The 17,765-nt window shown below is 70.4% G+C and carries 16 protein-coding genes and 1 riboswitch; of the genes, 6 read left to right on the top strand and 10 right to left on the bottom strand.

The features are described from left to right. Positions 1–11: 11 nt before the first annotated feature. Genes OPF83_RS13520 through OPF83_RS13505 form a run of 4 tightly spaced genes read right to left on the bottom strand, consistent with a single transcriptional unit; the run spans position 12 to position 3,776 of the window. The gene (locus OPF83_RS13520) at positions 12–863 is read right to left on the bottom strand and encodes an MBL fold metallo-hydrolase (RefSeq protein ID WP_264888016.1); all 852 of its coding nucleotides are present in this window, start codon (positions 861–863) and stop codon (positions 12–14) included. Beyond that, a complete protein-coding gene (locus tag OPF83_RS13515) occupies positions 863–1,723 on the bottom strand; it encodes an ABC transporter ATP-binding protein (RefSeq protein ID WP_264888015.1) in 861 nt (286 codons plus the stop codon). The genes OPF83_RS13520 and OPF83_RS13515 overlap by 1 nt, the downstream gene beginning before the upstream one ends. Beyond that, positions 1,720–2,748: an iron ABC transporter permease gene (locus OPF83_RS13510; RefSeq protein WP_264888014.1), complete on the bottom strand. Its 1,029-nt coding sequence runs from the start codon at positions 2,746–2,748 to the stop codon at positions 1,720–1,722. Before OPF83_RS13510 ends, OPF83_RS13515 begins: the two co-directional genes overlap by 4 nt. Next, on the bottom strand, positions 2,745–3,776 hold the full coding sequence (locus OPF83_RS13505; protein ID WP_264888013.1) for an ABC transporter substrate-binding protein: 1,032 nt from the start codon (positions 3,774–3,776) through the stop codon (positions 2,745–2,747). The genes OPF83_RS13510 and OPF83_RS13505 overlap by 4 nt, the downstream gene beginning before the upstream one ends. 114 nt (positions 3,777–3,890) lie before the next feature. Then, positions 3,891–3,951, bottom strand: a riboswitch (cobalamin riboswitch). Between the two features lie 450 nt (positions 3,952–4,401). On the opposite strand from OPF83_RS13505, the gene OPF83_RS13500 reads away from it, so the two are divergent. Both OPF83_RS13500 and OPF83_RS13495 read left to right on the top strand, forming a co-directional pair. Further along, positions 4,402–4,737, top strand: coding sequence for a carboxymuconolactone decarboxylase family protein (locus OPF83_RS13500; RefSeq protein ID WP_264888077.1), 336 nt, complete (start codon positions 4,402–4,404; stop codon positions 4,735–4,737). 58 nt (positions 4,738–4,795) lie between these two features. Further along, the gene (locus tag OPF83_RS13495) at positions 4,796–6,430 is read left to right on the top strand and encodes a long-chain fatty acid--CoA ligase (RefSeq protein WP_264888012.1); all 1,635 of its coding nucleotides are present in this window, start codon (positions 4,796–4,798) and stop codon (positions 6,428–6,430) included. 155 nt (positions 6,431–6,585) lie between these two features. Here the strand turns inward: OPF83_RS13495 and OPF83_RS13490 are convergent, their stop codons facing one another. From OPF83_RS13490 to OPF83_RS13480, 3 genes are all read right to left on the bottom strand, one after another. Beyond that, the gene (locus OPF83_RS13490; protein WP_264888011.1) at positions 6,586–7,950 is read right to left on the bottom strand and encodes a cytochrome P450; all 1,365 of its coding nucleotides are present in this window, start codon (positions 7,948–7,950) and stop codon (positions 6,586–6,588) included. Positions 7,951–8,379: 429 nt separating this feature from the next. Further along, the gene (locus tag OPF83_RS13485) at positions 8,380–10,083 is read right to left on the bottom strand and encodes an acyl-CoA dehydrogenase family protein (protein ID WP_264888010.1); all 1,704 of its coding nucleotides are present in this window, start codon (positions 10,081–10,083) and stop codon (positions 8,380–8,382) included. Between the two features lie 47 nt (positions 10,084–10,130). Next, complete coding sequence (locus tag OPF83_RS13480) at positions 10,131–10,955, bottom strand: acyl-CoA thioesterase II (RefSeq protein WP_264888009.1); 825 nt, start codon at positions 10,953–10,955, stop codon at positions 10,131–10,133. 198 nt (positions 10,956–11,153) lie between these two features. Between OPF83_RS13480 and OPF83_RS13475 the strand changes: the two genes are divergently transcribed. The 4 genes from OPF83_RS13475 to OPF83_RS13460 all read left to right on the top strand — a co-directional run bounded on the left by OPF83_RS13475 (position 11,154) and on the right by OPF83_RS13460 (position 15,030). Beyond that, positions 11,154–11,654 (top strand): LppP/LprE family lipoprotein, encoded by a 501-nt coding sequence (locus OPF83_RS13475; RefSeq protein ID WP_264888008.1) that lies wholly within the window; start codon positions 11,154–11,156, stop codon positions 11,652–11,654. Positions 11,655–11,727: 73 nt separating this feature from the next. Further along, the gene (locus OPF83_RS13470; RefSeq protein WP_264888006.1) at positions 11,728–12,486 is read left to right on the top strand and encodes a hypothetical protein; all 759 of its coding nucleotides are present in this window, start codon (positions 11,728–11,730) and stop codon (positions 12,484–12,486) included. 194 nt (positions 12,487–12,680) lie between these two features. Further along, entirely contained in the window at positions 12,681–13,520 is an 840-nt protein-coding gene (locus OPF83_RS13465; RefSeq protein WP_264888005.1) for an NAD(P)-dependent oxidoreductase, read from the top strand. Positions 13,521–13,575: 55 nt separating this feature from the next. After that, positions 13,576–15,030 (top strand): alpha/beta hydrolase domain-containing protein, encoded by a 1,455-nt coding sequence (locus tag OPF83_RS13460; RefSeq protein WP_264888004.1) that lies wholly within the window; start codon positions 13,576–13,578, stop codon positions 15,028–15,030. 24 nt (positions 15,031–15,054) lie between these two features. On the opposite strand, the gene OPF83_RS13455 is transcribed toward OPF83_RS13460, so the two are convergent. The 3 genes from OPF83_RS13455 to OPF83_RS13445 form a co-directional block, all read right to left on the bottom strand. Beyond that, the gene (locus OPF83_RS13455; protein ID WP_264888003.1) at positions 15,055–15,714 is read right to left on the bottom strand and encodes a lysoplasmalogenase; all 660 of its coding nucleotides are present in this window, start codon (positions 15,712–15,714) and stop codon (positions 15,055–15,057) included. A gap of 115 nt (positions 15,715–15,829) precedes the next feature. After that, complete coding sequence (locus OPF83_RS13450; RefSeq protein ID WP_264888002.1) at positions 15,830–17,242, bottom strand: MFS transporter; 1,413 nt, start codon at positions 17,240–17,242, stop codon at positions 15,830–15,832. After that, the gene (locus OPF83_RS13445) at positions 17,239–17,700 is read right to left on the bottom strand and encodes a MarR family winged helix-turn-helix transcriptional regulator (RefSeq protein ID WP_264888001.1); all 462 of its coding nucleotides are present in this window, start codon (positions 17,698–17,700) and stop codon (positions 17,239–17,241) included. Before OPF83_RS13445 ends, OPF83_RS13450 begins: the two co-directional genes overlap by 4 nt. Between the last annotated feature and the right edge of the window lie 65 nt (positions 17,701–17,765).

The raw sequence follows: 17,765 nt of genomic DNA, 5'->3' as shown, positions 1-17,765 counted from the left end.
AGCCCGACTCGCTACCTGCCCGAACCGGGTAGTCCGGCCCCGGCTTCCGGTCGCCCGCCGGCCCGGAGGCGGACCACCTCGCCGTCGTCGCCGGCCCTCGCACCCAGCGCGGCGAGGGAACGATCCAGCTCGTCCGGCCCCGGATTGTGGTGGCCCAGGTGCACGGCCACCACCTCGGTCGCGGCGTCCACCGCGCCGACCTCGCGCAATCCGTCGAGCATCGCCCCGAAACGCGGAAGCCCCAGGTGGAACTCCGAGATCTCCTCGCGGTGGCCGAGCGTCTCCTCGAGGAACACCGCGTCGAACCGCACACCTCGCACGGCGTCGAACCAGGCTGGCTCCCACGGCCCGGTGTCGGTGGCCCACAGGATCCGCGTGCGGTCGGGCCCGGTGAGGTCGTACAGTACCGCGTCGCCGGAGCGGAACACCCGATGCTTCGCCGGCAGCGCCCGCACGTCGTACCGGCCCACGCGCACGCGATCCCCCGCGGTGACCGGCGTGAACCGCACCGGATCATCCGGCCCCACCCAGTCGCGGCACACCTGTAGCGCGTCCGCCGGCCCGACGAGTTCGAGCTCGGAGAGCCCCGGGATCCAGGACCGCTGGACCAACACCTGGGGACCGAGATGGTCGAAGTGGGCGTGCGTGATCAGGACGTGGCCGACCGCCGCGAGGGAGCGTCCGTGGCGAACCACCGCGCCGGGCGTCTCCGGTCCGCAGTCGATGAGCACGTCGTCGTCGACCAGTGCGGAGGTCTGGCCCCGCACCACGCCGCGCGCGCGTGCCGACTCGCATGATCCGCACCGACAGAACGGTGACGGCCACCCGTCCGCCGCACCCGTGCCGACCAGCAGGATCTCCATCACACAGACCCCCGCACCGGCAGCACCACCGGCCCGTCGCCGCGGTCCACCACCTCGACGCGCGCTCCGTAGACCTGCCCGATCCGCTGGGCGGTGAGCACCTCGCCCGGTCGCCCGTCGGCCACCACACGCCCGCCGTCGAGCAGCACCAGGCGCTCGCCGTACTGCGCCGCGGACGTGAGGTCGTGCATCGCGGCGACCACCGTCAGCCCCGACTCGCGACGCAGCTCGTCCACCAGGTCGAGCACCTGCTGCTGGTGGCCGATGTCGAGCGCGCTGGTCGGCTCGTCGAGCAGGAGGACGCGCGGTTGCTGCGCGAGCGCGCGCGCCAGGACGACCCGCTGGAGCTCGCCGCCGGAGAGGGTGGTGGCGATGCGTCCGGAGAGTTCGTGCAGGTCGAGGCGGTCGATGACGGTGTCGACGACGACGACGTCGTGATGCGACTCCGTCCCGAATCGCGGGATGTGGGGTGTGCGTCCCAGGCTGATCAGGTCGCGGGCCGTGACGCCGTCGGGGACGACCGGTCGCTGGGGCATCAACGCCACCGTGCGGGCGACATGGCGGCGCCCGACGCTGCGTTGTCCGGGATTGCGCTGTCCGGCACTGCGGCGTCCGGAACTGCGTTGCACGCCACCACGCGGGGTCATGCCCTCGATCTCGAGGTGCCCGGTGGAGCCGATGAGGCCCGCGAGCGCGAACATCAGGGTGGTCTTGCCGGAGCCGTTGGGGCCGACCAGCGAGACCCACGAGCCGGCGGGAACCGTCAGGTCGACGCCGTGCAGGATCGGGGTGCGGTCGCGGGAGACGCGAAGGTCGCGGCAGGTGATGGCGGGCTGCGCGGCGGTGTCGTCGTCGTTCATATCTGACCTCGGCTGCGGCGCAGGACCAGCATGAAGAACGGGGCGCCGATCGCGGCGGTGACCACGCCGATCGGCAGTTCCGCCGGAGTCATCGCGGTGCGGGCCACGATATCGGTCAGCACCAGGAATGCCGCGCCGACCAGCAGGGACACCGGCAGGAGCAGGCGGTGACCGGGGCCGATGAGCATGCGGACGGCGTGGGGGATCACGATCCCGACGAACCCGATCAGGCCCGAGACCGAGACCACCGCGGCGGTGCCGAGGGTCGCCACGCTGATGAGGATCAGCCGGACGCGGGCGGGCGCGATCCCCAGTGTCGCGGCCTCGACGTCGCCGACCGCCATCACGTCGAGCATGCGGCGGAACAGGAAGATCACGGCGATCGAGACGATGACATACGGCAGCACCCGCAGTACCTCGGCCCAGCCGTTGGTGGTGAGCCGGCCGAGCATCCAGGAGTAGACCTGCCGCAGGGTGTCGTCGTGGCGCTGCATGAAGAAGGTCTGGATGGCGCTGGCGAATGCGGCCACGGCCACACCGGCGAGGATGATCACCACCTCGCTGCGACCCCCGCCCACGCTGCGGCCCAGCGCGATGGTGGCCAGGACGGCGATCATGCCGCCCGCGAACGCCGCCGGCGGGACCGCCCCCGACGCGGCGGCTCCACCCACGACGATCGCCAGGGTCGCGCCCAAGCCGGCACCGCTGGAGACGCCCAGCAGGTACGGGTCGGCGAGCGGATTGCGGAAGACGCCCTGGTAGGTGGCGCCGGCGATCGCGAGCATCGCGCCGACGAGCGCCCCCAGCACCACGCGCGGGATGCGGATCTCCCACAGGATGACCTGCTGGCGCTGCGTGAGCCCGGAGTCGAGGTGGACGAACGGGATGCGGTCGAGCAACTCGAGCAGGACACCGCTCGCGGTGAGGCCGGCGGGCCCCACGAGGGTGCCGAGCAGGAGCGCCGCCAGCAGGACCAGCGTCGCCCCGCCCAGCACTCCGGCGCTGCGGGACGACGGGCGGGTCACGGCGTGGGCTGGGCGGCGGGCGCGTCGGCCCCGGCCTTGGCAGCAGCTTCAGCGTCGGCTCCGGCACCGGCACCGGCTCCGGCGCTGGCCGGGATCTCGGCGACGATGCCGGCGACCTCGCGCAGGAAGTCCACCACGCGCGGTCCCCAGCGGCTGGCCAGGTCCTCGTCAACCACGTACACGTTGCCCTCGCGCACGGCGGTCATCTGCTCCCAGCCCGGACGCTGCGCCACGATCTCCGGGGTCACGCCGCAGCACTGGCTGTCAGCCAGCAGAACCACGTCGGGGTCGGCCTCGAGGAGGAGTTCCTCCGACATCTGGGGGTACGTGTCACTGCCGTCGGCGACGGAGGTCATGCCCAGCATCGAGTAGATCTCGCCGATGTAGGTGGCGTCGGTGACGGTGTAGTAGGTGTCGTCGAGTTCATGGAAGTAGGTCAGCGGCGTCTCGCGCTCGGGCACCGAAGCCACGATCTCCTCGATCTCGGTCTGCATCTGAGACACCAGTTCGGCGGCCTCCCCGACGTGACCGGTGGCGGCGCCGACCTGCTCGAGCTGGGTATAGGTGTCATCCAGGGTCGACGCGGCGGGCAGGAGCAGCACCTCGACGCCAGCACGCTCGAGCCCGGAGACGATCTCGCCGTTGTCGTCCGACAGCACCACCAGGTCGGGGTCGTAGCCGAGGATCGCCTCCACGTTGGGCGTGTATCCGGACAGGTCCGTCACCGGCGCGTCCTCGGGGTAGTCCGAGCGCTCGTCCACGGCCACCACCTGGTCGCCCGCGCCCACCGCGAACAGCATCTCGGTGGTGGTGGGGGCCAGGGAGACGATGGACTGCGGCTCACCGGAGGCGGCCTCGCCCGTAGCGGACGGGTCGGCGGACGGCTCCTCGTTCGCCGGCGAGCACGCCGCGGCGACCAACGCCAGGGCGGCGAGCGGCGCGGCGACGAGGGAACGGGCGCGGGCGTTGCCGCGGGTGCGGGCGCTGGCGCCGGCTCGGGAGCTGCTACGGGAGCGCGGGGTGTCCATGGCATCCTCCGGTTCGCGGAGGGCGAAAACAGCTTCGGCCGCGGCAGAGGCGCCGCTGCGCGCAGGCCGTCCTTCGTCCGAGGTCAGTGCGTACGTCTCCGCGGCGACGGCCGACCTGACTTACCCGCGCCTCGGCGGGATCACAGTTGCGGGACAGCGCCGGACTCTCACCGGCTTCCACCGCGCGCCACGGTGTCCGGCGCAATTCGCCGAACCCCTCGAGCGTAGCCGACCCCGCAGGCGGCCGCTCCGCTGTGCTGCGCCCGTCTGCGTCGACACCACTGCGATTCTTGTGGCCACCACGGCGAGAATCTCGGCAGATCATCGCAGTGGTGGCAACAAACCTGACGCTGGACCGACGGGCAACCTGGGTCGCCGGGCCGTTGGCCTCCCCACGCCGCTGGAACGATGGGCAGCCTGCGTAGCCGGACCATTGGCCTCGCCACACCGCCGGGCGAGGAGAATGCCTGACGAGGTGGGCGGTGCCGACGCCCGTGACGAAAGGGCCGTAGACATGACGACGACAACGACCGGATCATCGGATTCCCCCGACGGACAGGCAGCAGATGCCGGGCCGAGGTCCGCGGACCTCCGCGACAAAGGGTTCGCGACCAGACGCGAGGTCATGAGCGACGGGTTCGTCGACCGGGCCATGGACCGCGCCACCGGCACGGCGTCGGAGGCGATCCAGTACGTGGTGACCGAGAACGTCTGGGGCAACATCTGGAACCGGCCGGGCCTCGGACGGCGGGACCGCAGCCTGCTCAACATCGGGATGCTCGTGGCGTTGCGCGCGAACGCCGAGCTGGCCGGGCACGTGCGCGGCGGGCTCACCAACGGGCTCACGCGCGAGGAGATCACCGAGGCCGTCATCCACGCCTCGGGGTACTGCGGGGCGCCCGCAGCGCTGTCGGCGATGAAGACCGTCCAGGAGGTCTTCGACGCTCTCGACGCCGGGTAGTCTCAGAACACCCATACTGGTGACGCCGCGCACTCCCCGACGCTAAGGAGCCCCTCCCATGTTGAGCACGATGATGCCCGAGCAGCTGAACGTCAGCACGATCCTGCAGTACGGCGCGACCGTCCACAAGGACGCCGTCGTCACCACGTGGACCGATTCGGGACCGCGCAAGATCAGCTTCGGCGAGATCGGGCAACGGACGGCGCAGCTGGCGAACGCCCTGCGCTCGCTGGGGATCGATGGAGACCAGCGGGTGGCGACGTTCCAGTGGAACAACTCGGAGCACATGGAGGCCTACCTCGCCATCCCGTCGATGGGGGCGGTCCTGCACCCGCTGAACATCCGGCTGTTCCCGGACCAGCTCGAGTTCGTGGCCAACCACGCCGAGGACAAGGTCGTCATCGTCGACCCGACCCTGATCCCCCTCCTGCAGCCGCTGCTGCCGAAGTTCTCCACGGTCGAGCACGTGATCGTCACGGGAGGGGCCGCCGCGTCGCTCGAGGCTCCCGAGGGCGTGCAGGTGCACGATTACGAGGAACTGCTCGCCGCGCAGCCCACCGAGTTCGAGTGGCCCGAGGTGGACGAGAACTCGGGCGCCGCGATGTGCTACACCTCCGGCACCACCGGCGACCCGAAGGGCGTCGTCTACTCGCACCGCTCGATCTACCTGCACTCGATGCAGATCTGCATGTCGGACGGCATGAATATCTCGCTGGACGACTATGCGCTGGCGATCGTGCCGATGTTCCACGCCATGTCGTGGGGCCTGCCGTACGCCTCGTTTATGGTGGGCGCCTCGCTGCTCATGCCTGAGCGATTCCTGCAGCCCGAGCCTCTCGCGGCGATGATCGCCAGCGAGAAGCCGACACTCGCCGCCGCCGTACCGACCATCTGGCAGGCCGTCGACGCCTACTCGGTGGACCATCCTGTCGACATGTCCAGCTTCCGTTCCGTCGTGGTGGGCGGCAGCTCCTGCCCGCCCGAGCTGATCCGCAAGTTCCGGGACAAGTACGGGATCAACATCACCCACGCCTGGGGTATGACCGAGACCTCCCCCATCGGCACGCTCTCCCGGCCCAAGGCGGACCTGCCCGAGGAGAAGCAGTTCGAGCTGCGTCAGACCCAGGGCCGACTGCTCGGAGGGGTCAAGGCCCGGATCGTCGACGATGCGGGTAGCGCGCTGCCCTGGGACGGCGAGTCCGTGGGCGAGTTGGAGGTCCGCGGCCCGTGGATCACCGGCAGCTACTACAAGGTGGATGCCTCGAATTCCTTCGACGACGGCTGGCTACGCACCGGCGACGTCGGCTACATCACGCCCGAGGGGTTCCTGCAGCTCACCGACCGCGCGAAGGACATCATCAAGTCCGGCGGCGAGTGGATCTCGTCGGTCGAGGTGGAGAACTACCTGCTCGAGCACCCGTCCGTCGCCGAGGCTGCCGTGATCGGCGTGCCCGACCCGAAGTGGGATGAGCGCCCCCTGGCCACTGTCGTGATCAAGGAGGGGCTGCCCGACCCGGACGTCGAGGAGCTGCGCGCCCACCTCGCGGAGCGGATGGCCAAGTGGCAGGTGCCGGAGCGATTCGCCTTTGTCGACGAGATCCCCAAGACCTCCGTCGGCAAGCTGGACAAGAAGCGCATCCGCTCCTCGCACGCCGACGGCGAGCTGACCGTGGTCAACGCACTGGAGAAGTAACACCCGCTCTGACCTGGACTGCCCTGCACATCGCGTGTAGGGCAGTCCAGGTCAGCGTTATGTGGAGGGTGGATTCGCGGGTGCAGGCCGCGACGGTCGCCGGAACCGGGCTGGATCAGCCCGAGCGGGCCCTCGAGTTGGCCCGGGCGATCCCCCTAGCGCTCCAGCGGACGCAGGTCCACCGGCAGCCCGTCGGACGGGTACGGCAACGAGTCGTTGCGCATCGGCGGGACGTATTCCAGCGGCACCGACCACTCGAAATTCCGCAGCAGCGCACTGAGCACCAGCTTGGACTCCATGTTCGCGAAGACCATGCCGAGGCACTTGTGCACTCCGCCGCCGAACGGCTCCCACGCGAAACGGTGCGACTTGTCCTCTCGGCGCTCGGGGGAGAACCGCTCGGGGTCGAAGATCTCGGGATCGGTCCAGTACTCGGGCAGGTGATGCGAGAGCATCGGCATGATCGCCACGAACTGCCCCTCGGGGATGTGCACCCCCAGTACCTGCGTGTCCTTGACCGCCCGGCGGGCCAGCACGGGGACGGGGGGATGGAGTCGTAGCGCCTCCTTCATCACCAGATCCAACTCGGGCACGTCCTCGATCTCCGCGAGCGTCGGCTCCGGGCCCAGCTCGAGGCACCGCTGGCGGCAGCGTTCCTGCCACCGGGGGTCCCGACCGAGTTCGTACACCATTGACGTGACCGTGCTGGTCGTGGTGTCGTGCGCGGCCATGAGGAGGAAGACCATCTGGTTGGTGATGTCGTCGTCGTCGATCCCGCCGGAGGCGTCGGCCACCTGACACAGGACGGAGAACAGGTCCTCGCCCGGATCGGCGCGGCGCGCCGGGAGGTGTCGGCGGAGGAAGTCCTCGAGGATACGACGACCACGAGCCGCACGCCCCCACTTGGTGACGGGGTTCGGCGTGGTGGTGCGTACCCAGCCGTTCGCGGCCAGGACGCAGTCGACGAACGCGGCGTTGACGCGCTCGATCTCTCCTGGCGCGGCCAGTTCGGCGCCGCCCATGAACACCGAGGTCGCGAGGTCGAGCGTGTGCGCCTTGAGTGCCGGGTAGATCTGGAAGGCCGGATCTGGCCGCCAGCCGGCGATGCCGGACTCGACCAGCGGCGCGAGGGTGCGTGTGTAGCCCTCGAGCCGCGGCCGGGTGAAGGCGTCCATCATCAGGGTGCGGTAGTGCTTGTGCTCGGCGAAGTCGAGCAGCATCAGCCCGCGGTGGAAGAACGGGCCGACCAGGTAGCCCCAGCCCGGGCCGTTCGCGAACGCCTTGTCCGGGTTCTGCAGTGCGATCTGGCAGGCGTCGGGGCCCAGGATCGCGGTCCAGGTCTGGCCGAGGAAGCTGAGCTCGGAGACGGGGCCGTGCTGGCGGTATCGGCGGAACATCGTCGCGAGGGGACTGTCGACGTACTCGAGCGTCCCGCCGATGATCGGTAGACGGGACGTCAGCGGGGCAGCCTGGGGCTGGAAGACCTTCTCGCGCTCGCGCGGATCCACGGCGAGGGACATGGGGCACCTCTTCGTCGGGTGACCCAGTCTGTGACTCCCGTCACCCGCCTGTCAACGGAATGGCGAAACTATCTGGACGCCAGTCCTGATGGTTCGCGGGGGCGTGCACCTGCCTGGCCCGATCGCGCAGCCGCCGCCACCCTTTAGCTGCGCAGCCTGGAAACGCCGCCGCAGCCGTGGGCGCGCCACTGGTGTGTCGACACCGCTGCGAAGCTCGATGCCGTCACTGCGAAGTCGTCGGTAAATATTCGCAGTGACGCCGACAAAAATCTGGGCGGGGCCGGAGACGGAGGCGTGGAGCGCTGCTGGCCGGAGCGGGCGGGAACGAATCAGTCCGGATCGGGCCAGTACGTGGAAGAGCTCCGCTGGCCGGAGTTGGCAGGACCGGATTGGACCGGATCAGCCCGGATCGGACCAGTGCCGAAGCCGTCAGGCGCGCGCGACCAGCGCCTCGATGTCGACGCCGTCGGGCAGGGCGCCGTACTCGGCGGAGCGATCAGAACCGAGGCGGGCCAGGCAGAACGCCTCCGCTACCGGGGCCGGGGCGTGGGCCAGCAGGACCGCGGCCTGCAGTGCGAGCGCCATCGCCTCGACCAGGCGCCGGGCGATCGCGGGCGCCGCTGCGGGTTCGGCGGCCGCGCGTCCGATGAGTGCGCGGACCCGTTCGACGTGCTGATCGAAGAGATCGTTGGTGCCTAGCTGCGCGGCGAGTTCGGCGTCGAAGGCGGCCACGGATTCCGGCTCGCGGCCCATGGCCCGCAGCACGTCCAGCGCGATGACGTTGCCCGAGCCCTCCCACACGGCGAGTACCGGTTGCTCGCGGTAGCGCCGGGCCAGCGGGAAACCCTCGGTGTAGCCGTTGCCGCCCAGGCACTCGAGCGACTCGTACGCGTGATTGGGTCCGCGCTTGCACACCCAGTACTTGGCGACGGCGGTGGCGAGGCGGCGGAAAGGGGCGGCGTCCTCGTCGTCGTGCGCCGCGGCCAGGCGCAGAGCGGTCCAGGTGGCGGCCTCGGACTCGAGCTGGAGATCCGCGATCACCGCGGCCATCGCCGGCTGGTCGATGAGGGTCGCTCCGAACGCGGCTCGGTGGCGGGCGTGCCACGCGGCCTCGGCCACTCCCTGGCGCATGCCGGCGGCCGCACCGAGAACGCAGTCCAGCCGCGTGCGTCCGACCATCTCGATGATCGTGCGGACCCCGCGTCCGGGCTCGCCCACCATCCAGCCGAGAGTGCCGTCGAACTCCACTTCGGAGGACGCGTTGGACTTGTTGCCGAGCTTGTCCTTGAGTCGCTGGACGAGGAACGGATTGCGCTCGCCGCCGGGCAGGACACGCGGCACGAGGAAGCAGCTCAGCCCCTCCGGCGCCTGGGCCAGCACGAGGAACGCGTCCGACTGCGGCGCGGAGCAGAACCACTTGTGGCCACGCAGGGAGTACATGCCAGAACCAGCCGCGGCGGCGGTGCCGGAGCCAGCGGCGCCAGAGGCGGGGCCGTCGTTGCCGGGAGTCGTAACCGTGACCGGCTCGGCGGTGGTGGTGTTGGCGCGGACATCGGAGCCGCCCTGCTTCTCGGTCATGGCCATACCGAACAGCACGCCCGACTTGGTGGCGGGATCGCGCAGCTCCGGGTCGTACACCGTGGACAACAGCGCGGGCTCCCACTCCGCCGCGAGCTCGGGGCTCATCCTCAGCGATGGCACCACCGCGTGCGTCATGGACAGCGGGCAGCCGTGCCCGGCCTCGACCTGCGAGACCAGCATGAACCCGGCCGCCCGCTCGACATTCGCGCCGACGCCGGGATCCGCCCACGCAGATGTGTGCAGACCCTTGGACACCGAGTACTCCATGATCCGGTGGTAGGCGGGGTGGAACTCGATCTGGTCGACGCGGTTGCCCCACCGGTCATGCGAGTGATGCGCCGGCGGGTGGATGTTGGCCAGCTCCGCGTCGCGCTGGTACTGCTCGGTACCCACGTGCTGTCCGATCTCGTGGAACCACTCGGCGCGGGCGCCGGGCGAGAACACGGCCAGCGCCTCCTGCAGCGCCGTGTTGAGGGCGAACTCGTCCACGCCGACCCGCGGGGGAGCCTGGTTGAGAACCTCGTGGGTGGTGCTGTTGCGCGTCGCCGCCATGGGATGCCTCTCTACGCATGTCGAACTGGCGGGGTCGGGCCGAGCGGTCAGGACTTGAAGTACATCAACTGATTGCTCACGGCCAACAACGTCCCGTCGCGGGACCACAGGCGCGCCGACTCGTCGTGATAATTGCCGTGGAAGCGGTGCGAGTGCACGCTCCCCAGCACGAAGTCGGTGCCGTGGGCCGCGAGCTCGTCCGCGGTGGCCAGGTAATAGACCGACAGGGTCACCGTCCCGGCGGGGACCGGCCGACCGAGCCGCAGGAACGATCGGGGGAAGAACGAATCCCCGAGAGCTGTGAGAGCGAGATGGTCGAGAGGGCGCTCCTGGGCGTCGCGGATCCACATCGTCGTCGTCGACGACTCCGATCCCTCCTCGGCGACGTCATCCCACCCACCGGTGACGAACCGCATGTCGTAGTTGGAGATCCACCGCACCCCACGGTCCTCCGACGCGCGCGGCAGCTCCTCCGGCGCCGGGACCTCCGGCGGCGCGGCCTCGGTCTCCGACCACGTCTCGCGGCGCAGCCCCGTCAGCGCGGTGGCGGTGGTGACCACCTCGTCACCCTGCCGCATCTCGAGGACCCAGTGCTGGTTCGAGCGGTTCGTCCGCACGGGGCGGGCTTCGATATCGAATCGGCCGTCCGCCACCGGGCCCGCGTAGTTGAGCGTCAACGCCAGCGGGTCGCCGTGCCGCTTGGGGTGCTGCAGGATCGCGTTCAACATGGTCGCCGCCGTGCTGCCGCCGAACGGGCCGACCATGTTCGCCCAGGCCTCGTGCGTGTGGCCGTGATACCAGTCGCCGCCGGCGTGCTCCAGCGCCACGGCCTGGTCGAACACGGAGCGATCGGAAGCGGAGGGATCGGACACGGTGCACCTTCCTTGGCGGCGGCGGACAGGACGAGGGAGGGCGGTCCGCCGGTGGGATCCACCGTACCCACGCCCGGCGTCGCGGTGAGATGCAGGACACACCACGTTGATTGTGACCGGTAACACCATCGCGCCCACGGGGGATATGACCTGTGAAGGCAGAGAGTCTTTGTGGAATGTTTGGAAAGGACACCGCTCATGTCCCGGACCGTCAGAACACTCACCGCCACGGCGTGCGCTGCAGGCCTTGTCGCCGCGGTCGCGCCCACCGCGAACGCCATCAACACCGACTCGCTCGGCGGCCCGCCGGCCGGGTGCGAGGTCGACGTCGAGCAGGTCGCCGAGGAGACCCCCGGCCCCTTCCCCGACACCGGCTGGACCGTCGGCGAGCACGGGAACCTGTGCGGCAACCTCGGCTACCTCTTCCTCGAGACCGAGGGCGGCACTCTCACCTCACCCACGAAGGTCCTGCTCTACCACCACGGTGAGCAGCTCGCGACGCAGCCCGGCGACACGCCCCGCGTGCTGCTCGGCGGCCACAGCGACTTCCACGTCGCGCTGCGCATCCAGCAGCCGCCGGCCGAGGACGAGCCCAATGCCGAGGCCACGTACGCGACCACCGTCTACGTGTGGAACCCCTTCGCCGGTGACGGCGACGCCAGCCCGATCGGTCCGCTGCCGTTCGGCATCACCGTCTGACCCGGCGGGCCGGCGGGCCGGCGGGGCTGCGGGGCGGGGCGACACGCGTCGCGGAAGGGGTGGATCGGACGTCATGGACGGATCGGGCGAGGGCCGGCCGCGGCGCGTGACCGCGGCCGTGGTGGTGCTGGTGGCGCTGCTCGCGATCGGGGTCGCCGTGGCGATCGGCCTGCGTCTCGGCGACATCGGTCTCGGCGACAGGCCGGCGACCGGGCCGGTCGCGGGAGACGCCACGAGCAGCACCTCGCGTACGGCTCCGCGGCCGCGGTCCGGTTCCTCCACGACGGACGCCGCCTCCACCGCGGTCACCTCGACCGCCCGCACTACCGCCCGCACCGTCGGCGCCGTGTGCGACGCCCGCCGGATCAACGCCGATCTGGGGTATCCGGGCAGCGGCTCGCGCATCGTCGACTGTGTCGGGGGCTGGGCGGTGATGGCCAGCGAGCACTCCGGCGACCCGTACTGGGTCTCGTTCCGCGACGGCCGCTGGCGCAACGAACGCAGCATCTCGATGTACCTGTTCACCTGCCCCGACGAGGCCATCGCCAGGGGCGCGCCAGCGTGGATGGCCGACAAACACCTGTCGAACTGTCCGGCCCTGAATCCCGTCACCTCCGACAGGCGTCCCCCGGGCACGGGGCCGTCCGCGACGCCTCCGGTCGGGACGTCGGGCGTGGCGCCGTCGCCGTCGGAGTCGAACGGGGTGTCGCTGTCGTTGCCCCCGTCGCCGTCAGATCCCCCGACTACGAGCGTGGAGATGGCGACGACGACAACCACCGTCCCCACGCCCGGCGCGTTGGCGGTCGCGGGCGCGGCCCGACAGGGCGTTTGAAACAAGCAGTTTTGCTTGATTGTTTTCGTGTCTGTGGCTACAGTCGCGCCATGGCAGAACTCGATGTGGGTTCCCGGGTGGCCTGACATCGGTCCACCGTTGATCTCACGCCCTGCCCCTCCCGCGACGGTGAACGGATGCGTGAGGACGTCAAGGCCCGGACCAGACGCACCGACCGACGAAAGGCTCACACGATGACCGACTCCACCCGCTCCCTCGCCGGGCGCACCCTGCTCATGTCGGGAGGCAGCCGCGGCATTGGCCTGGCCATCGCGCTGCGCGCCGCCCGTGACGGCGCGAACGTGGCGATGCTCGCCAAGACCGACAAGCCACACCCCAAGCTCGAGGGCACCGTCCATACGGCCGCTGCCGAGATCGAGTCGGCCGGCGGCCGCGCCTTGGCGGTGGTGGGGGATGTCCGCGACGAGAACTCGGTGGCCGAGGCCGTGGAGAAGACCGTTGCGGAGTTCGGCGGGATCGACATCGTCGTCAACAACGCCAGCGCTATCGACCTGTCGCCCACCCCGAGCCTGGACATGAAGAAGTACGACCTCATGCAGGACATCAACTGCCGGGGCTCGTTCCTGCTCGCCAAGACGGCGCTTCCGCACCTGGAGAAGTCCGAGGCCGCGCACGTCCTCACACTCTCCCCGCCGCTCAACCTCAACCCCAAGTGGGCCGGGAGCTTCCTCGGCTACACCATCGCCAAGTACGGCATGAGCCTGGTGACGCTCGGTCTGTCCGAGGAGCTCAAGGGCAAGTCCATCGCGGCTAACAGCTTGTGGCCCCGCACCACGATCGCCACGGCCGCCGTCGCCAACCTCCTGGGCGGCGAGGAGATGGTCGCCCGCAGCCGGACGCCGGAGATCATGGCGGACGCGGCGCACGAGATCCTCACCCGCGATCCCGGAGAGTGCACCGGCAACTTCTTCATCGACGACGAGGTGCTGGCCGAGGCCGGCATCACCGACCTGTCGCCGTACGGCGGGGAGAAGGAGCAGCTCGAACTGGACATCTTCCTCGACAGCTGGTGAGCCGCCCGCGGCGTTCGAGTCCCGACCTCGCCCACGTCGGGCGATAATGGGCGCCATGACTGATCCCGCGCAGCCCACTCGTGCAGCAGCAGCCGCCACCGCGCGGGCCACGTTCGCCGAGCTCAGCGAAGGTCGTTCCTTCCCGCCCATGTCCGGGCGTAAGCCGGTCGACCTGGCCGCGGCGGGGTTCGTGGAATCCGAGTGGGTGGTCTCCGGCGAGGCGGCCTCGTTCGACGTGGCTGCCACGCCGGGTGACGGGCGCTTCGAGCTCACCGTTGCCGATTCCGCGCCGTATGCGACCCGCGTACTCGTTCGCCGCCCGGCCGATCCGGCCCGGTTCAGCGGGGTGGTGCTGGTGGAGTGGCTCAACGTCAGTGGCGGCCAGGACGCGGCTCCGGACTGGACCTACCTCTCAGGCGAGATCCTGCGTGCCGGGCACGTGTGGGTCGGGGTGTCCGCGCAGTACATCGGGGTGGCCGGTGGAGAGGCCGCGGTGGCGATGGGCGGCCAGACCCAGGGCATGCGCCAAGCGTCGCCGCAGCGGTATGGCGATCTGCACCACCCGGGCGACGCGTACGCGTACGACATCGTCACGCAGGTCGGACGCTACGCGCAGGAACCCGTCGATGCCGACGGTGAGCCGACCGGACCGATCGGTGACCTGCGGCCGGAGACGGTGATCGCGGTGGGGGAGTCGCAGTCGGCCTACGCGCTGACGTCCTACATCAACGGGGTACATGCCGGCGTGAATCCCGGCGCCGGGGTGTTCGACGCGTTCCTCCTCCACAGCAGGGGAGCCGGCTTCCTGCCGTTCGACGATCGCGGCCGGGGCGCGGACATCCGGTCGTCGCTCGGGGTGGGGCCGGCGCGCCTGCGTGAGGACGTGGGCGTTCCGGTGCTGGTCGTGCAGGCCGAGGGCGATCTCACCGGTCTGCTCGCTGCTCTGCCTGCCCGGCAACCGGATTCGGAGTGGATCACCACGTGGGAGATCGCGGGGCAGGCGCACGCGGACGCCTTCCAGCTGGGCCGTTTCACGCGGTTCGTCGACTGCCAGGGCCCGGTCAACAGTGGTCAGCAGGTGTTCGTCCTGCGGGCAGGGCTGAGCCACCTGATCACGTGGGCGGGCGGGGGAGCGCGCCCGCCGGCCGCACCACCGATCGAGATGGACGACGACAACGACGACGACAACGCCGGCCGCCCACCTGCCGGTAGCAGTGCCTCCCCCGACGAGTGCGGCAATCGCCGGGGCGGCGTGCGGACCCCGATCGTGGAGGCGCCGGTCGAGCACCTGACGGGAGATGTCCACCCGGAGGCGCCGCCGATGTGCATGCTGCTCGGTCGGACGGTCGCCGTGGATGACGAGGTGCTTCGGGGCCGGTGGCGCAGCCGCGAGGAGTACCTGGCCGCCTACGCCGAGGCCACGGACCGCCTCATCGCCGAGGGGTTCCTGCTGGCCGAGGACCGAGAGGAGATCCTCGCCGACGCCCGCCCGGAACGCATCACCTGGTGAGACCGGCGGCGTAACTCGAGCGCATCACCTGGTGAGGGCGACGGCGCGGCTCGGGCGGGCGCGGAGGATCACCGCGACGAACAGGGCCTGCGCCGCCACATAGGTGGCCATCACCACGAGGCCGCGGTGGGACCAGTCCACGAGCTCGGGCCGGAAGGCGCCCAGGGCGATGAGGCCGTCCGAGGCCACGAACAGTGCGCCGCCCAGGCCGCCCACGAGGCCGTGGCCCGCCGCGAGGTAGGCCACCGCGAGCAGGAGCAGCCCGTAGACCACCACGGCGGGTGCCAGGACTCCGGCGGACGGAACGGTCACCGCGAGGAGGGCGATCGCCACCACCACGAGCAGCAGCACCCACGCCAGGGGCGGTCGGTGCCGAGGCGTCCGGGTGAACGCCACGATCCACAGGGCCTGCGCCACCGCGAAGCCGCCGACCATGGCGATGAACTGCAGGTCCTCCGGCATCACCTTCGGTAGCGAATCGCCGACCCAACTGCCGGCCAACGCACCGAGCGCCCACGGCCACGCCGGTCCCCGGTCCGACCGCGGAAGCACCAGCAGCACCACCGCGAGCGCGGGCATGAGCAGAAACTGGGTCCAGTCGGCCAGGGCGTCGGCCCCAGTCACGAGGGCGATCAGGTGGATCAGGGTCACAGCTGCGACGGGCAGCCAGCTCACAGCGCGCATGCGCGCTACGGTAGCCGCCTCACGTGCGGGTGGACGCGGTCGTTGTCGTCGTCGTTCCCGGCGGCGAGAACGGCATCGGTCATTTCTCCTCGCACAGCGGTGAGGACTGCGGCGGTTAATTCTTCGCGCCGCGGGTCGTTACCGCGTGCACCACCAGCGCCACCAACACGGCCGCGCAACACACGACACCCACGCCGAAGGCCATGGTGATACCCGCGTCGGTCGAGTAGGCCGCCCCCAGGGCCGTCTCCGACGGGTGCGCCGCCAGCACGGCGGCGGACACCGCGGCACCCACCGCGCCACCCACCGTGCGCAGCACCTGGTTGAAGCTCACCGCACTGCCCAACTGCTCCACGGCGACGCTGCGCGCGATGAGCGCCGGCATGGCGGCGTACCCCGACCCGATTCCCACGCCGAACAGGAACATGCCCACCGCGAGCGTCCAGAAATTGCTGTGGGTCAGCCACAGGAGCACCGACGCCACGGTCATCACCGCCGCGCCGACCGGCAGGAACATTGCCATGTCCACGCGCGTGGACAGGGCGCGGACCGCACGGTTGGCGGCGAGACTACCCATGGACAGCGGCGCCATCATGAAGCCGGCCCACATCAACGGCACCGCGAGACCGAACCCGGTCGCGGACGGTGCCTGGGCCACGAGCGACGCGATGGACAGACCGATGTACATCGAGGTGCCGAGCCCGATCGCCGTCGCGTTGGCGAGCAGGACCTCCGGCGTGCGGATCACCCGCAGGTTCACCAGGGGATGCAGGGTGTGGACGCTGTGGACCGCCCAGTTGATGAGCGAGAACACGGCCACGACGAGCGTGAGGATCGCCGTGAGCGAGGTCCAGCCCCAGGTCTGGGCCTCCGAGATCCACAGGAGTAGAGCGGCCAGGCCCACGCCCAGCAGCGCGGCGCCGCCCACGTCGAACGGCACCCGGGGCGCCAACGGATCCGGACCCGCGGGGACGAGTTTCCACACGGCCACGGCCGCCGTGGCCACGAAGACCGCCGCGAACGCGAACGCCGCGCGGAGATCGAACATCGCGGCCAGGATGCCGGTGAGCGGATACCCCAGGCCCATCCCCACCGAGACGGTCACCGACAGGGTGGAGATCGCCGGCTGGGACTGGGTGTAGGTCAGGTGGCGGCGGGCCAGCGCGATGGTGACCGGGACCGTCCCGTAGAGCAGCCCCTGGAGGCCGCGGCCGAGGAGGAACACCGCGAAGTTCGGGGCGGTCGCGGCGACGAGGGATCCCACGAAGATCACACTGAGGCTGATCAGGAGCAGGCGCCGCGTGTGTGGGCCGTCGGCGAGGCGACCCATGATGGGCGTGGCCACGGCACCGACCAGGAGGTTGATGGTGAGCATCCACTGGGCGGTACTGACGGTGACACCGAACTCCGTGGCGACCGACGGCACGAGAAGCATGCCCAGGGAGCTGACGATCGAGCTGGTCAGGGCCGCGTAGATCAGGCCCTGGACGAACCAGCGGGGCGCGGCGGCGCGGTCGGTGCGGGTCATGGGCGCACCTCGCCGGTGGTGTCGTGGTTCAGTCGGTCGAGCAGTGGCACGGCGGCGGCGAGGGCGCTGCGCTCGGCCTCGTCGAGGTGGTGCTCGATCGCGTGGGTGAGCCAGTTCTGGCCCGCCGTGCGTTCGGCGTGGAGCCGGTCGCGGCCGGCGTCGGTGAGCCGGACCAGGGTGCGGCGCCGGTCGTCGGGGTCCGGACTGCGCGAGACCAGGCCCATCGTCTCGAGTTCGCGGACGGCGTTGGCCACTGCCTGGTGGCTGATCCGTTCCAGGATCGCCAGGTCTGAGGCGGCGAGCGGGCCGCGGGTGTCGAGGTGGGCGAGGATGCCGACTTTGCCCTGGGAGAGGGTGCGGTGTTCCTTGAACCGTCGCCACAGCGGACGCAGGGCCTCGCGGAGGGCGGAGGCGAGCGCGTCGGGGCTGAGGTCGGGTTCCGTGCAGGTGCCAGTCATCGACCAAAGTGTACAACTAGGTTGCGCAATTAGATTGCGGGGTAGCCCTGGGGGTGCCTCTGTCT

It is taken from the genome of Dietzia sp. NCCP-2495 (assembly GCF_026011735.1).
Taxonomy (GTDB): domain Bacteria; phylum Actinomycetota; class Actinomycetes; order Mycobacteriales; family Mycobacteriaceae; genus Dietzia.
The sequence above is the reverse complement of the archived record's forward strand: the minus strand, read 5'-3'. Positions and strand labels throughout refer to the sequence as shown.

Bases quoted from the DNA above. Each gene is read 5' to 3' on its own strand.
- OPF83_RS13460 (WP_264888004.1), top strand. From the start codon at position 13,576: ATGACTGATCCCGCGCAGCCCACTCGTGCAGCAGCAGCCGCCACCGCG.
- OPF83_RS13500 (WP_264888077.1), top strand. From the start codon at position 4,402: ATGAGCGACGGGTTCGTCGACCGGGCCATGGACCGCGCCACCGGCACG.
- OPF83_RS13505 (WP_264888013.1), bottom strand. From the start codon at position 3,776: ATGGACACCCCGCGCTCCCGTAGCAGCTCCCGAGCCGGCGCCAGCGCC.
- OPF83_RS13450 (WP_264888002.1), bottom strand. From the start codon at position 17,242: ATGACCCGCACCGACCGCGCCGCCGCGCCCCGCTGGTTCGTCCAGGGC.
- OPF83_RS13465 (WP_264888005.1), top strand. From the start codon at position 12,681: ATGACCGACTCCACCCGCTCCCTCGCCGGGCGCACCCTGCTCATGTCG.
- OPF83_RS13490 (WP_264888011.1), bottom strand. From the start codon at position 7,950: ATGTCCCTCGCCGTGGATCCGCGCGAGCGCGAGAAGGTCTTCCAGCCC.
- OPF83_RS13470 (WP_264888006.1), top strand. From the start codon at position 11,728: ATGGACGGATCGGGCGAGGGCCGGCCGCGGCGCGTGACCGCGGCCGTG.
- OPF83_RS13515 (WP_264888015.1), bottom strand. From the start codon at position 1,723: ATGAACGACGACGACACCGCCGCGCAGCCCGCCATCACCTGCCGCGAC.
- OPF83_RS13495 (WP_264888012.1), top strand. From the start codon at position 4,796: ATGTTGAGCACGATGATGCCCGAGCAGCTGAACGTCAGCACGATCCTG.
- OPF83_RS13475 (WP_264888008.1), top strand. From the start codon at position 11,154: ATGTCCCGGACCGTCAGAACACTCACCGCCACGGCGTGCGCTGCAGGC.
- OPF83_RS13485 (WP_264888010.1), bottom strand. From the start codon at position 10,083: ATGGCGGCGACGCGCAACAGCACCACCCACGAGGTTCTCAACCAGGCT.
- OPF83_RS13455 (WP_264888003.1), bottom strand. From the start codon at position 15,714: ATGCGCGCTGTGAGCTGGCTGCCCGTCGCAGCTGTGACCCTGATCCAC.
- OPF83_RS13445 (WP_264888001.1), bottom strand. From the start codon at position 17,700: ATGACTGGCACCTGCACGGAACCCGACCTCAGCCCCGACGCGCTCGCC.
- OPF83_RS13520 (WP_264888016.1), bottom strand. From the start codon at position 863: ATGGAGATCCTGCTGGTCGGCACGGGTGCGGCGGACGGGTGGCCGTCA.